Genomic DNA, 14,741 nt, shown 5'->3' on the forward strand with positions numbered 1-14,741 from the left:
ATGCGGGTGACTCATTCCAAGAGTAGTGCGGACGCCAAGGCCTACTACGCGTTCAGCGACTACTACGACTCCGGTCCGAACCAGCTCAAAGGGGCCTGGTTCGGCAAAGGAGCCGCTTTACTTGGTCTTGCTGGCGAGGTCGATAAGGACCATTTTGATCGACCCGTCGACAATCGCTACCCGTTTGAAGACTTTCGACTTACCCAGCGGCAACGGGCTGACCGGCGGGTTGGCACCGATATTACGCTTTCCGCTCCTAAGTCGGTTTCGCTTCTGTGGGGTGTGACGCAGGATGATCGAATCTTGGAAGCAGTTCAGAGTGCGGCCCATGAAACGTTTTCCGACCTGGAGAAAGATGCTCTCACACGTGTGAACCACTCACGCGGTGTTCTGACATGGGAGAAAACGGGAAACATCGTTGGGGCATCCTGGCTTCATACGACAGCGAGGCCGGTGGATGGCCATCCGGACCCGCAACTTCATGTCCATGGATTTGTCCTTAATGCAACCCATACCGGCAAACGCTGGACCGCCGTTGATCTTTCCGCCGTCGTCCGTGACTCCGGCTACTATGAAGCGATCTTTCAATCTCACTTGGCGGCGAAGATGGTCGAGCTGGGATATCCCATCGAGCGAAGTGAGCGGGATTTTGAGATCGCCGGAGTCAGTCGCGAAACAATTGAGAAGTTTTCAAGGAGAACCGGCCTGATTGAAAAAATGGCCGAAGAACATGGGATCACATCCCCTGAAAGCAAAGGGCAACTCGGGGCCAAGACCCGTGAAAAGAAAAATCAGCTCGTACCACCAGATGAACTTCCGAATGTTTGGCGAAGTCGATTGAATGAGGAAGAAGCCGATCACTTTGATCGTCTGTCACGAGGTGAGTTCGTTCCAGCTCAGCCAGAGATGGATGTGGCCGCGGCAGTTGATTTCGCGAAGGAGCACGTTTTTGAGCGAGCTTCGGTCGTCCGCGAACGGGAGCTATTGCGGCAAGCCATGCTGCATGGCATCGGCCAGACTTCCGTCGAACAGATTCACAACGAAGTCGCAGGTCGAGACTGGATTCGGGAAGGCCAGGATGAGCAAGCTCTCATTTCCACACGAGAGGTGTTGGCCGAAGAACAAGCCCTCCTCACGTTCGCTCGTTCCGGACGCGGTAAGCTCGCCCCACTTGCTCCCCAGTATGCGATCGCCCGGAATTGGCTCAGCGATGAACAGCAAACCGCCGTGCAAGGGGTTCTGAATTCGCATGATCGGTTGATGATCGTCTCGGGCAAGGCAGGTGTCGGTAAGACTTCACTCATGAAAGAGACAATTGAAGCCATTGAAAAGACAGGCCGAAATGTTACCGTTCTTGCCCCAACTGCCGAAGCGGCCCATGGCGTCTTGCGAGGGGAGGAAGGATTCGACGCGGAAACTCTGGCATCCTTTCTCATGAATGAAAAGTCCCAGGCATCGGCCGCTGGAGGTGTGGTCTGGGTTGATGAAGCAGGGCTGCTGGGAACTTCGGACATGGCCAAGCTGGCAACCATCGCTCAGAAGATTGATGCCCGCGTTGTGCTCAGCGGTGATGAGCGGCAGCATAAAGCTGTCTCGCGAGGCACACCGCTCAAGTTGTTAGAAAGCGAAGCTGGCATCCAACCGTTTACAATCCAAAGAATTCGTCGCCAGGAAGGTGATTACCGGGAGGCGGTCACTCTCCTTAGTCAAGGCAAGGTGGCGGAAGGCTTTGAGAAGCTGGACGAGCTCAGTTTCATACGAGAGATCGCCGATGACGATCTGCGTTACCGACAGCTGGCCCAAGACTATGCCGATAGTCTGGCGCCAAACAAATCGAGTCTCGTCATTGCTCCCTCCCATTTAGAGCGAGAACAGGTGACCGAGGCGATTCGTCAGGAACTCAAGGTACGAGGGACGATTCATGGTCCCGAACATGAGATGACGGTACTTCAATCGAAACGGCTAACCGAAGCTCAGCGAAGCGACTCGCTTTCCTTTGCTCCAGGGGATGTCGTGGAGTTCGTTACCAAAGGTAAAGGGGGCTACAAGGCCGGGGACCGGTTACGTGTGGCCGAGGTTCGTGAAGGCCGGGTTTGGGCGGAGGGACAAAATGGAAAAGTTCCCGTTCCGATTGAGTCTCCCAAGTCGTTTGATGTGTATCGGGAAGGCGTGGAACACTTTGCGGCTGGGGATCGGGTTCGTGTCACCAAGAATCGCCGACCATCGAAAGATTCAAGTGAGAAGCGGCTCAACAACGGCTCCCTGTTTGAACTAACTGGTTTTACGAAGTCGGGGGATTTAAAGCTCAGTAATGGACAAACCATTCCCGCCTCGTGGGGGCACCTCGAACATGGCGTGACCGTAACATCTTATGCCAGTCAGGGCAAAACGGTGCATCGGGTGTTTTTGGCTCAAAGCAGCCTGTCCCTGCCGGCAAGTTCGGCCGAGCAGGCCTATGTCAGTGCTTCGCGGGGCCGCGAGCAATTGACCATCTATACCGACGACAAGCAGACGCTTCGGTCGGCCATTGGGCGGGAAAGGATCGTGAAGAACGCAAGTGAACTTCGGCCTATGGTCGCGGCTCAATCTCGCTGGTCGGAGCGGGCGACGTCGATTCGCCGCTTCGCCGAAAATTTCGCTCGCCAACAAACAGAAAAGTTGCGACAGTGGCTGGCCCATGAACAGGTGGAAATGGCGAGGTAACGATGGCCCATCATGAATCATCCGGAGTGCTTGAACGACTGGGGCTGAAGCCTGAGGCTTCCGAGCAGGAGATCGAGAACTATCAGGACGATGCTCCGTACCAGGCCTTTGGACTGCATCGACAGTCGTGGGGCGGGCCTCCACTCTTGAACTTCGTGCTCAAGACGGGACAGCAGCGAGGGCTGCCCTACAGCCAAATCGTTGATTCGAGCTTGGAGCCGGGTGATGTGATCCGCCTGGAATTCTACGGCAAGCGGGTCACGATTCGCGGTCGGAGGCTGGGTGAGGCCTACGCTAAGTTACTGAGTTTTCGGGTCGTTTATTTTGCGGAGGCGGATCATGCCACGGCCCGGCTGGTGCAGGAGAATGAGCCGGTGATTACCGAGATTCGGATTGAGGACAATGCCCCTGGTCTACTCTCGGCGGAGCCGGGTTAGGCTTGGTTTCGATTGACTTTTTGGGGAAAGCGTGACATTCTCAAGATAGGAAGAAATCGATTGGAAAGGTGCATAATGACGCTTGATGTCCCCAGTGAATATGAAGCCGTGATTCAGCAGGCGGTGGCCAATGGGGCCTTTGGGAGCCCGGAGGAGGCCTTGCGGCATGCCCTGAAGCTGTTGGCGATTGAGCAGTCAGAATCGCAACGGGCAAAACCCAAGTCGGCCCCAGAGCATGAGCAGTGGGGCAATCAGTTTCGTGCCTGGGCGGATGGGCATAAGCCGGTGGGGCATTTTGTGGACGACAGCCGCGAGAGTATCTACTAGTGGATGACCTCGCGTGAAGATCTTAGTCGATACGAGCATTCTGGTTCGCTCTTCACAGGTTGACTCTCCCGTCTTTTCTTTGGTGCGGGACTCGGTGGCGAAGCTGCCTCGCTTGGGATTTGAGGGATGCCTCGTCCCGCAGGTCTTTTATGAATACTGGGTCGTGGCGACTCGGCCTGCAGCTCAGAATGGGCTGGGTTTGGATGCCGAGCAGGCCACCTTTGAGATGGCTCAGCTGGCCAGTCTGTTTCAGCTCCTGAAAGATGAGCGGGCCATTTTTGAGAAGTGGCAGGAGCTAGTTACCCAGTATCAGGTAATTGGGAAGCAGGCCCATGATACGCGGCTCGTGGCGGCCATGCTGCGGCATGGGATTTCCCATGTGCTGACGCTCAATCCCAAGGATTTTCAGCGGTATGCGGAGATCACGGTCGTGACGCCAGAGATGCTCGGCCAGATGGCGGAATGAGATCCGGCCGGGCCGGATGATTTCTGTTCGTGAGAAACTAAAAGACTGGTCGGCCTTCGGCCTCTAGGAGTCGCCCTCTCGGGCGGCTCTCTTTCTTTCAGGGGACACCCCCAGGCTGTCAAGGCTCGGGGCCGCGCTCGCTGTGGGGTTTCCTCCCCGATCTTCCGCGCTCGTTGGCACTCGCTTGTGCAGACCGGGTGCCCCTCCCCGTCGCTCGGCCTGTGACAGCCTGTCCCCGTTCTTGGTTTGGCCTTCGTCCCCCCTGCCCAAAAGCAAGTGCTTTTTGGCACGGGGTTCTTTTCATTTCTTGGACGGAGGTTTTTACGATGGGTTCGACGGTTAAAAAGGGTGATGTTTATTCGCGGGTTACTGACAAGATTGTCGCGGATTTAGAGGCGGGGGTGCGGCCCTGGTTCAAGCCTTGGAATGCGGAGCATGCAGCGGGACGCGTTTCGCGGCCGCTGCGGCATAATGGGACGCCCTACAACGGGATCAACATTCTCATGCTGTGGGCCTCGGCGGAGGATTCGGGGTATCATTGTCCTTATTGGATGACGTTTCGGCAGGCCAAGGAGCTAGGCGGGTTTGTGCGTAAGGGGGAAAAAGGGTCGCCGGTCGTGTTTGCCAATACGCTCAAGAAGACGGAGACCGATGAGGATGGGCAGGAGGTGGAAGCGGAGATTCCTTACTTGAAGGAGTACACCGTTTTCAATGCTTGCCAGGTGGAGGGGTTGCCGGAGCATTTTTATGCCTTGGCGGAAAAGCCAGCGGAGACGCTGGAGCGGATTGAGCAAGCAGACAAATTCTTTGCGGCGACGGGGGCGGAGATTCGGAACGGCGGAACTCAGGCTTACTATGCGATTGGGGACGACTATATCCGCATGCCGCCGTTTGAGTGTTTTCGGGACGCTGAGTCACACGCGGCGACGCTGGCCCATGAACTTACCCACTGGACGCGGCATTCTTCGCGGTTGGATCGGGAACTTGGGCGGAAGAAATGGGGCGATGAAGGGTATGCGATGGAGGAACTCGTGGCCGAGCTGGGTTCGGCGTTTTTGTGTGCTGATTTGGCGATCACCCCGGAGGTGCGAGGGGATCATGCGGACTATATCGGTGGCTGGTTGAAGGTGCTCAAGGAAGATAAGCGGGCGATTTTTTCGGCGGCTTCTTATGCGAGTAAGGCGGTTGAGTATCTACATGCGTTGCAACCGACGCCGGAGGCGAATGGGCGATGAAAATCGGCTTGGCCGCCACAGGGCGGCCAGGCTTTTTATCGGGAACATGCCTTTACACCATACCCAGGACACGCCCTCCCGTGCGACTTCGACGCATCAACCAAATGGGATCAACGGCGATCAGAGACGTGACGCGGGTTCGATTCCGTCCGCCTCCACTCAGTTGGGTTGCACAACCCGTCTCGATTCAACCAAGGCCCGTCAGGCACCGTTGGCGGGCCTTGGTCGTTACTTCGCGGGATTAGCCGATATATGCATCGTCTGCCAGGAGGCGTTCGGGCAAAACCCCCGTCGCGGGTCCCAACTAATTCGCGGTCACCGCTGACGGTTTTCGGGTCACTGATTCTTCTTATGGTGTAGCTGTTGGCGGTTCTTCACTCGCCTCAGAAAGCGGGCCTTCTTCTTCCCAAACTCCTGCACTTGCTCTTCCAAATCGACGACCTGTTCTTCCAGCTCTCTAATTCGTTTCGCACTTTGCTCAGCGACCGTAAACGCATCCCTCGCTTTTCTTGCCATTGGTTGAATCTCGTATCCGAGACCTTCGGCTGTATCGAGCAATTGTACGTACTCGTCCTTCTCAACATCCTCTTCAGCGTCCAACTGCTCGGGTGCCTTCTCATCAGCCGCATTGGACAAGGTAAGACGCTCATGCAGACAAGCATCGAGGTCGCGCCGCAAACGAACCAACGACTTTCCTCGAAGTGAAATGCCATTAGCAAGCAGGCCCTGCAATTCACCCCACAATCCTTCAACGGCTCCAACCACGATGGGGTTCTCATACAGGTGTAGCAATTCCGTCTCGTTCACCGTGGCTCCCGAAACCTGTTCCACGATTCCGATCAATTGTAAGGGGTTTGAACACACCATGTTCTTAAGGCCTAGCTCCGCGGCGGCGCGAATATACCGGCGGGAATTTGTAACGATATAGCAATTCGCCCAAAGAATGCGCTGGGATGAGTCTTTGAGCTGGGCCGTATTTCGACCAATTGTGCTCAGCATAAGTCTCGCGTCAGTATGGGCTAGTTGCTCGTTTTCGTCTTCCGTGCGAGTGTCGAGCTGCGAACGGCGTTTCATAATCTCCAACAGCTTCTCGCTTGCCTTTTCGACATCCCCATCGTTCAACTCGACAGAAAACTCAGCGTCGATTGCTACGATTTCCACTTCTTCAGGAAGTACACTAACAGCTATCTCGCGCAAGAACCCAACCGGATCGTTGGCGTCGATGTAGTTTTCCAAGAACTGCGTAAACTGCCACGTCCTAGGGATCTTTCCATCTCGAATTGCATACCAGTAGGCCCGTACAAACAGGGCAATCGCACGTTGTAGTCGTTTTGGTTCAAGGATTGCACTGTTCTCCGATTCGTCAAGCCGTTGATGGTGGATGGCTGTTTTTGCTGGCATGGAGGGGAACGATGTCTGGGCCTGCTGCTCTGATTTACAAACAGTTTGTAAAAGTTACCGATCCGCGAGCTGATCGCGGCAAGAATCATGATCTGCTCGAAATGATTTTTCTGGCTCTCACGGCCACGATTTGCGGAGCCAACATTCGTCGCCAATCTGTTGATTACCATCAGCCAATTTACATAGAGCCTTGGCCGCTGGTCGTTGATTAAAGAACTCGTCATCATATATCCCACTCCAAAGACATTGGATGACTTCATTTGAATATGACCAGTCCGACATGGCGGTATAAACCTCGCCGCGCAACTTAAGGCGACAAGGGAACCATTGAGTTATCTTTTGTTTCACCCGCTCTTTGACGACAGTGGTCCTGCAGCCTTCAAGTGCAATTCGCAGTAGTCGCTCCCTTTGTGGCATCCAATCGCCACGTTCAATTCGCGTAAACGTTGACTCTGCGATCTGTTGTGCGTCGCCTGGTGAACATCCAAAGCTACCGAAAGCAATTTCTGCCAATACGGCTTCAATTTCCATCTGCTCGAACACAGTTGCGGTAGCATATTGCTCCTCAATAATTTCGACGAATGACTTGAGATCTTGCGATCTTCGTGTCAGATGGAAAAGGCTCATTATCGTTTCATGCCATTGTGGGTTTCCGCTTTGTTCCTTGATGACGGATATCTGTTCCGCCAGCGACAGCTCACAGAGATGCACGGCCGCAAGATACTCTTGAAAACTCCGATGGAAAAAAGCAATTTCATGATTCGATCGTCGTACTAGCAGCCCAATTGATCCTTCTCCAATGTCGAGAATTCTACGGCTTAGACGTCTCGAGTCAGGGTGAGAGAGCCCAAATCCATGATGTTCATCACGCATGAACTTCTCGAGAACACTGATTGCGTCTTGTATGTCGACTACACCGCCGGTATCGTGGCACTGTAAATGGTAGGCGACAAACGCGAGGGCGCGGCCAACATCATCGTCTGACAACTCAGGATCGACGTTATGCACCGTTGCAGCGACTCTCCGGCGATGCGGATGGGTCTCTATAAGATGGGTTACTATTGATTCATACGCCTTGAATCGTCCGTTCGGCAACGAAGAACGCTGCAGGCGATGGTAAATAAGTAGCAGTAAGAGCAGTGGAACTTTTGCGAGCTCTCGCAGGTCAAATGATCGTTCCAACTCGGCCATAAAGCTGTCAGTTTCGAAGGTGATTCGGTCGACGTTGTCGTCCGTGTTCCTACTGTGGTGATCAACTGTAGTGTTTTGTGACTGAGCGAACCATGTTGCTGCCAACTGCCTTTGTTGATCTGTTGAAAAGTCAGCAAGATCGGCGACTTGCCACTGGTCGGTTGGTATACCGAGCTTCCTGAAGCCGCCTGGGCGGCTTGACGCAACCACAGGAATGTTACGTTGTTCGACAAAAACTTGCAGTTTATTCAGGGCAATGCCAGCGGTCTCTTCGCTCTCCCACTCGTCTAGCCCGTCCACGATGAGCAATAACCTATCGTCGTTTATGGCTGCTTCTACAATAGGCCACAAGCGATCTTCATCGAAGCTGCTCAGCCATAGTCGCAATACATCGCTCAATGATGACTCATTCGGACGATTTGCAATGGTCTTCGTCCAAAGAGCAAAGGGCAACCAGACAGGCAAGTGACGGCCCCAATGACGGCAGGTGTGCTGCATTCGTGGGGTTGAATCTAGTAAGTCCATTGTTAGAAACCGCAGCAATGTACTCTTTCCTGAGCCTGGAACTCCCAGCAAGAGTGCCTTCTCACCGGTTGCCAACCAGCGGTCTATTGCAGTTCTTTCAGCGACTGTACGTATCACTGAACTCTCCTTACGCATCGGCCGACTTTGATCTCGCAAGTTATCGAAGTAGTGCGTTGAAACAGCATCTGTTTGAAGCAATTGGTCCGAGCCGGGAGAAGTGTCCATCGCATTTGCGACTACCGAACGTCGATCGATGACGTCGGGAAATACGAATCGCTGCTCTATCGCTAGTACTGCTCGGGCCGACAGTTCACTTTTCGGTAGGCCAGGATCGTGCGTGTTGAACACGCGACGATAGAACTCCCCGAGGCGGGAACGAAAAGTAGCTACTTGTTGGGTAGTAAGGCGGCGCGTAAGATGCTCGACGAAGTCTTTGCCGCAGAATAGCCGCACCCATTCCCTGCCAAAAAACTCATCGACTAAGTCGTGATTGCATGGTTTCTTCAGCTCCATCGACAGCTGATTGCTATCCCATGACACCAACGTGATGCCATCCCGCTTGAGTACTTCAACCTGCTCCTCAAAGGCGTCGCATCTCTGCTGGCTTTGCAAACTCTCTTTCGTACAAAGTACGAACGTGTCTGACTTGTCTTTCCACGTTCCCTCTGAAAACTTCGCGACTGCCTTCTTGATCTTTGCGGCGCCGAACTTCTCTTCGCGTTTACATTGGTATACGCGATACTTCACACTCGTTCCGGTCCTGGCAAAGATGTCGATTCCCTCTTGTTTATCACCTCGAACACCATACAGCTGGCAGGACTCGACATCTGCTTCACGTCGAGCCAAGCGGAGGCACAGCCGTTCAAAATTGTCCCACGAAAGCTCACCGAAAGGTAAAGACTGCTTGAGGGAATCAACAGGTGGACTAACAGCAACCGTTGCCGGCATATCCATCCAGGTTGGAATAGATTTTAGATCCGCCATTTTTTCGCTCGTTTCATCGAAGAGTACAGGATTGACAACACGTGACGTGAACACGATCGGTACGGCGTTCGGGATTGTCGTACATTCATTACAAAATAAGAATGAGCTCAAAAGACGAGTAATTACTGGCAAGCAGCACAACAGGCAAAACCACCCCCGGTTTGATTTTTGACGGATTGCCCAACCACCATCCCTCTTCCTCACAATTCCGGAATGGGATAATTGGAAACACGCACACGAATCCCTTCCTCGAGCGAATCGAAGACCTTAAGCGCTGCATCGCAATTGCCGCTATTAACTAAGTGCCCAATTACAGAAGGTAACTTGTGAAATACGCTTCCATAGCAACTTGATAAAATGCTCTCCAACAGGTCTTCCTTCATGTCACGGACCTGAGGAAACCGCTTTACTTCACTTGTGACAAAATATGCTCGCGGATCGACATCCACTTCCTCAGCATTGACCTCCACTTCAGGAGCTTCTCTCGCAAATTGAGCTCGCACAATCTTCACGTTCACATTATGGTCACGTAAGGCCTCTGAGAACGCGCCCATATTCAGTTGACGGCAACGCGTCGCAAGGATTCGACCGTAATGGACAGCCAGATTGACATCGAATCGGCACAAGACTGCTACAAAATGGCTAGGAGCATCGTAGAGCATTCTGCCGTCGGTTAGTTCATCAAGTAACAACAGTACCTGCGTAATGAATTTTGCAACGCCCGACAAACGCTCGCCGAGAAGTGGTCCGACAAGTTCGAAAGCGATGATGAAGTCGTTAATTGCAGTGTCCTTGCGGTAGCCGTAAGTGAACGACGCCCGGACTCCATTCGTCAATACGCGGCGAGCCGCAGATAGATTGCCAAGCTTTGCGTACCGAGCGTTCAAACTCATTAATGACCCTGATTTAAACTCGCACGATTCCACGAAATTGCCTTTAACCTCCTCGAGAAGTTCATGGGCCAGGGCCCTGCAACAGTTCTCATTCAGAAAAAGGTCGCATAGCGAAAGTATGCCAACGCCGAAACGAATACCTGCTCGATTCAATGCAGGCAACAGATTGGTCCGAATCATCGACTCGAATTCAGACAATTGACCCTTTTTTCTTGCCTGATGAAGCGTTGGTCTCACTATTTCACCAAGACCACAAGAGAAAAAACTTGCACTCTGAACATCGGTGCTGGAATAACTCGTATGTGCTAGCAAGTAAATCCCTTCGCTGAGAACTTTTATCCCTTCCTTCCAAGTATCCGCCCCATCGGCCGATACGCCAGCAATTGCCGCTATTCCATTATGAAACGCCCGCGCAACACGTGATGGTTGCCGGAACATTAGAGCATTGATCTCCGACAATCGAGAATCTAGTGACAGCTGGTTGCATAGATGAATGTCCAAGGATAATTGGATGATGTCCTTTCGCGCGTGGCTGCAGTCATACCATGGATATCGATCGCTCAGCGTATTCGGAAGTGGAAACTCTTCAAGTCGCTGCCTGACGCTGTCCTTCAGATCTGGAATGTCTAATGCTGCCAATAGAATCCCGAGGTCAGTAACATCTTCCATAAGCGTCAGAGCTCTGTCTCTTCGCTCTTCCAATTCGTCCAATGCAATTCGCGTTCTGAACCACAGATCCACTGCCGTCTCGAAATCGAAAGGAAGAGGGTCTTGCTGCAACCAAGAATCTACGCGCGCGTATTCTTTGTGGTGCAAACACTCGTAGGCCGCTAAGGATGCATATCGACTGGAGTCAAGGTGCGGGCTAACAAAATGCGTGTTGCTTCGCGCTACACCTGCAATAGCTTCCTTGACTATTCCCATAATCTCATTGGGAGACGCCCGTAGCGATAGGTGTTGAATATATTTTTCGAACTCGGGATTCAGACCATGCTCTTCGACGCTTGGAAGAGCCTGTGCGAGAATTCTGTCTTGCAGGCGTCTAGATAATTCTCCGTAGCCGTGGGCAAAAAGGAGTTCGATGAGATCAGGCCCGGGGTAGACCACAGAGAGAAATTGCGAGGCGATGTAGGCGTATCGTTCGACGAGGTCAATTCGGCCCTGAGCCAGCCATGCATCAACTAAATTCGCTTCGAAGAGTTCGCCATCAAACTCGGCCCGTTCTAGGCATCCTTTAAGAATCCAATATTTGGACGTAAGCGCCAATTCTTCCTTGGCTAGGGCGGTTATCGCAAGTTTCCGAAACCCCTCATGCAGCAGGGGAATACTCGCACCGGCTACGATCTGTCTTACCACCCATTCGCAATCTAGATCGGACGCAACGAAAGAACCTTCTCCAACTTCTGCCAATAGGTGTAGCAAGTGTTCTCCGGTTCTCGGATCATCCCTCAAATTCGATAAGAATTCGAGTTGTGCAGCCGATCCGAAACTGGCAGCCGATGAGCATCGAGAGGCGAACGAACGCAAGCTGTCGTGGCTGAAGAACCATTGTTGAGCAATTCGCCGAAACAAGTAAGCAAAACTATTAAGTTGGTCCTCAACTTCCCGTGGATTCGCCGGGGGATCTAAAATTCGAGCGATTTCGACGGATGAGAGCTCGAATGGACTCGCCGCCAATATTCCCAGTGCATCTCTCGCTAAGGCAGTGCGTGGCTGATCCAATACCAATGCATAGTAGCTCTCGATGTCACCGTCGTATGGAACAACCTCTGCGAGAACACGTGCCGGTTGATGCCCCATTTGAGTTCCCAACCGAAGTTGTTTTGCGACGATGCTAGTATGCAATGCGTGCCCACAACTTTTTGACCAAACGGCGTAAGGCAATCCTTCTAAGTCGCGTTGATTTGATACCAAGCTCTCAATTACGCCATATTGCTGTAGAAGGTCGCGTACCTGTTGGACGTCCAAAGGCGGCACTTCGATTTGTTCATCGCCACAACTATGCCGAACATGGCTGGGTATCTGCTCCATGACTCTAGCCGACAAGACAAAGACAATTCCGGGTGGAAGGCTTACCGGAAGACTGTGGAATAGGGACTGAGAGCTATCAGACGAATAACGTTGGGCATAGTCAATTCCGTCAACAATAACCACGAGTTTGCGCCCTTGCGATAAACAAGAGGCAGCTCGACTAACGAGTGACTCTATGCCACTTTTTCCAGCGTTGAATCTTGGTCCGAATTGGCCCGGAAATATTTCATAGCACTCTCGGGCTAGAAAACTAGCGAAATTATCAGTTTGAGCACGAGTGCGAAGGAACTGATCAGACGTTCCAGTAAAGCAATTGTAAAGAACCACGTCGCAGTTGTCCGGTTTCGATTGCGAGATCTGAAAAGTGTTTAGCAGCGTGCTCTTTCCAGAACCTGGCGAACCGAGGACCACGATGTAGCCGTTGTCTATCGACTCTATACGTCGCGAGAGTTCCCTCTGTGTCTCCGCTCGTGTAACTCTAATCTCAGGCAGAATGAATTCATTGGGTGGGAGAAATGCCGTTCCCCCTAACACAGCTTCGACATCCGTACGATCAATTCTCTTTTTGCTGTCATCCTGTGCCCATCTCCAAACTGCTTCAATGAGTCTTTCGTAAGCCCCGTGATCGCAACCAAGTAGCTTTAGAATTCGCTCGATGTCTCGCTCAAGTCTCGCGAGGTCAGGTGAATTTACATGGAAGTGCAACGAGCTCAGAAACAGCCAGAACTCGTCTCCAGCAAATCCTGACAACTCTTGCCAAGAGGCTGCGAGCAATTCAATTTGCTTCTTCGATAGTTCTTTTTTCGGTTTGAGTCTTGACCGTGGCCCAGTTACGAAGCGTTGAAAGTTCGAATCTAGCGAGCGATTAGAAACAATCTCTAGTTCAAATGGCATGCCACTCTCGGTGATAAGCCGATAGCTTCTGGCAAAACTCGAAATGAGTGCCGTCCGTCGCTTGCCATATCGTTCTGCAAATGCCTGGATTGATAATGGATTACTCCCAGGGCTCTGAGACCATTTCACCTGTTTCCAAACGACCAACTTCGGATAACCAACAACAACATCATCAAACGTACCTCCAGCTCTGTTTTCAAGCATTACCCAAAGTGGAGGAGAATCATCATCAGTTACCATTGCGATCAGTGATTCCGCGGCAACTAAATCCTGATAGCGGATTCCTCGACGAATCGACCGAAGCGTCTTCGATGATCCTCGTTCCAGCGATCGTGTCGCACGCGATAAATCTAAAGATGATTTCTCGGCCGTCCCGTACGTGGAATTTGACCTGGGAAGCAATGCTTCAATGTAGGCACTCTTCTTACGGTCTGTCACCGGCAAGTTGAGTTGCTTGCACAGAGATTTCAATTCGATTAGCCGAAGTGATTCAAGGATTTGTCTGGTCGTAAATGACCGGGTACTTGCCAGTGCATCAACGATGAAGGCCTTCTTTTTGACGCTGGACGCAGGCTGTCCTAGCTTCTTTGCCAACTCGCTTAGCTGGGCCTTCTGAAGGGATTCCAAAATCTTACGTCTAGATACCAATTCGTTGCCCCTCTCGCAAAGTTCGCTGCCGGAGTTATTCACTGATGGGAAGCACTTACGCTGGGATTATAACGAGACGTCCCCGCGCGTCCCAATCATCAAGTTGACAATTCAGTTTTGCGAGACGTCATCGCCAGAGGTCTCGCATTCACTGTTTGGTCAATGCCTCGCAATCGCCGCAACTCGTTAAATCCCTGGGCGCATAAGGGCTAAGCCCCCCGTTGAATCGAATCGCTGGCCATTAACCACAAAGCCACTCTATCAAGAGCAGGGAAAGCCTGTTGGAATGAACCTCCATTTGCCTCTTTCAGCAACGGACAACAGTTTGGGTCGTTTCTAAGAGCACTACCGGCATTAAGTGTGTTTGTGTATTGCCAACCGGGATCCAGAACATCTTCGTGTTGCCCAGTAAGAAGAAAATCGTTTACAAAACGCCCTCTCGCTGCTAACCGTCTTGAAATGGCGGAGCGTTAGACCTCCAAGAACATGCGATTTTGGCTTCGTATTCAGCTGAAAGCCTCCCAGTCTGTTGGGAGGGCGGCGGAATAGAACACCGCGTGCGGGAATACGCCGCGAGCCGGTTTTTGGCTGTCTAAACCTCCCGGCACCCGCCGGCAGCTCCGTCGAACAACGATGGAGGCGACAACGGTGGATATAAAAGAGGTGACGGAATTTGACCGGCAGGTTGGTTTACGGCTGCTTGAGATTCGTGAGCGACGTGGAATCTCCGAGGAAAAAGTCGCGATGCTTCTCTATCCGGACGTGACGGTCCACGATCTTCGCGACTACGAACGGGGTCTAAAGTCCGTTTCCCTTTCGCTGCTGCCTCGTCTCGCGGAAGCCTTGGGAGTTCCCCTATTCGTTTTCTTTCCCGAAGTCCCGGTTGTGAGCCCGGCTGATTGGTGCCTTCTCCACGATTATCGACGACTCGATGAAACAAGCAGAACGGGCATCCGTCGTTGGATTGCTTTTCTTTTGGCCGACATTTCGCCAGTGGACTGATCTC

10 protein-coding genes are annotated in these 14,741 nt (G+C 52.4%); 7 read left to right on the forward strand and 3 right to left on the reverse strand.

The window, feature by feature from the left end; all coding sequences use genetic code 11:
- Positions 1-6 precede the first annotated feature (6 nt).
- The 5 genes from mobF to DTL42_RS16140 all read left to right on the forward strand — a co-directional run bounded on the left by mobF (position 7) and on the right by DTL42_RS16140 (position 5,168).
- Positions 7-2,703, forward strand: coding sequence for a MobF family relaxase (mobF, locus tag DTL42_RS16120; RefSeq protein ID WP_158545420.1), 2,697 nt, complete (start codon positions 7-9; stop codon positions 2,701-2,703).
- Between the two features lie 26 nt (positions 2,704-2,729).
- Positions 2,730-3,140 carry a hypothetical protein gene (locus tag DTL42_RS16125; protein WP_147274301.1) on the forward strand — a complete coding sequence of 137 codons (411 nt, stop codon included), beginning with the start codon at positions 2,730-2,732 and terminating at the stop codon, positions 3,138-3,140.
- Positions 3,141-3,215: 75 nt separating this feature from the next.
- Complete coding sequence (locus DTL42_RS16130) at positions 3,216-3,467, forward strand: hypothetical protein (RefSeq protein WP_114369752.1); 252 nt, start codon at positions 3,216-3,218, stop codon at positions 3,465-3,467.
- Between the two features lie 13 nt (positions 3,468-3,480).
- Positions 3,481-3,933 carry a type II toxin-antitoxin system VapC family toxin gene (locus DTL42_RS16135; RefSeq protein WP_114369753.1) on the forward strand — a complete coding sequence of 151 codons (453 nt, stop codon included), beginning with the start codon at positions 3,481-3,483 and terminating at the stop codon, positions 3,931-3,933.
- Positions 3,934-4,259: 326 nt separating this feature from the next.
- The gene (locus tag DTL42_RS16140; protein WP_114369754.1) at positions 4,260-5,168 is read left to right on the forward strand and encodes an ArdC family protein; all 909 of its coding nucleotides are present in this window, start codon (positions 4,260-4,262) and stop codon (positions 5,166-5,168) included.
- Between the two features lie 336 nt (positions 5,169-5,504).
- On the opposite strand, the gene DTL42_RS16145 is transcribed toward DTL42_RS16140, so the two are convergent.
- Positions 5,505-6,404: a hypothetical protein gene (locus DTL42_RS16145; RefSeq protein ID WP_147274302.1), complete on the reverse strand. Its 900-nt coding sequence runs from the start codon at positions 6,402-6,404 to the stop codon at positions 5,505-5,507.
- Positions 6,405-6,580: 176 nt separating this feature from the next.
- Between DTL42_RS16145 and DTL42_RS27170 the strand changes: the two genes are divergently transcribed.
- Complete coding sequence (locus tag DTL42_RS27170) at positions 6,581-6,781, forward strand: transposase family protein (protein WP_114369757.1); 201 nt, start codon at positions 6,581-6,583, stop codon at positions 6,779-6,781.
- On the opposite strand, the gene DTL42_RS16155 is transcribed toward DTL42_RS27170, so the two are convergent.
- Together DTL42_RS16155 and DTL42_RS16160 are read right to left on the reverse strand one after the other, a co-directional pair.
- Complete coding sequence (locus DTL42_RS16155) at positions 6,687-9,269, reverse strand: NACHT domain-containing protein (protein ID WP_114369759.1); 2,583 nt, start codon at positions 9,267-9,269, stop codon at positions 6,687-6,689. The genes DTL42_RS27170 and DTL42_RS16155 overlap by 95 nt on opposite strands.
- Positions 9,270-9,469: 200 nt before the next feature.
- Positions 9,470-13,777: an NACHT domain-containing protein gene (locus DTL42_RS16160; RefSeq protein WP_147274303.1), complete on the reverse strand. Its 4,308-nt coding sequence runs from the start codon at positions 13,775-13,777 to the stop codon at positions 9,470-9,472.
- A 621-nt stretch (positions 13,778-14,398) separates the two neighbouring features.
- Here DTL42_RS16160 and DTL42_RS16165 point away from each other — a divergent pair.
- On the forward strand, positions 14,399-14,737 hold the full coding sequence (locus DTL42_RS16165; RefSeq protein WP_158545421.1) for a helix-turn-helix domain-containing protein: 339 nt from the start codon (positions 14,399-14,401) through the stop codon (positions 14,735-14,737).
- The last annotated feature ends 4 nt before the right edge of the window (positions 14,738-14,741 follow it).

The sequence above is a fragment of the Bremerella cremea genome, from assembly GCF_003335505.1.
In the GTDB taxonomy this organism is placed as follows: domain Bacteria; phylum Planctomycetota; class Planctomycetia; order Pirellulales; family Pirellulaceae; genus Bremerella; species Bremerella cremea_A.

Bases quoted from the DNA above. Each gene is read 5' to 3' on its own strand.
- DTL42_RS16130 (WP_114369752.1), top strand. From the start codon at position 3,216: ATGACGCTTGATGTCCCCAGTGAATATGAAGCCGTGATTCAGCAGGCG.
- DTL42_RS16140 (WP_114369754.1), top strand. From the start codon at position 4,260: ATGGGTTCGACGGTTAAAAAGGGTGATGTTTATTCGCGGGTTACTGAC.
- DTL42_RS27170 (WP_114369757.1), top strand. From the start codon at position 6,581: ATGTCTGGGCCTGCTGCTCTGATTTACAAACAGTTTGTAAAAGTTACC.
- DTL42_RS16155 (WP_114369759.1), bottom strand. From the start codon at position 9,269: ATGGCGGATCTAAAATCTATTCCAACCTGGATGGATATGCCGGCAACG.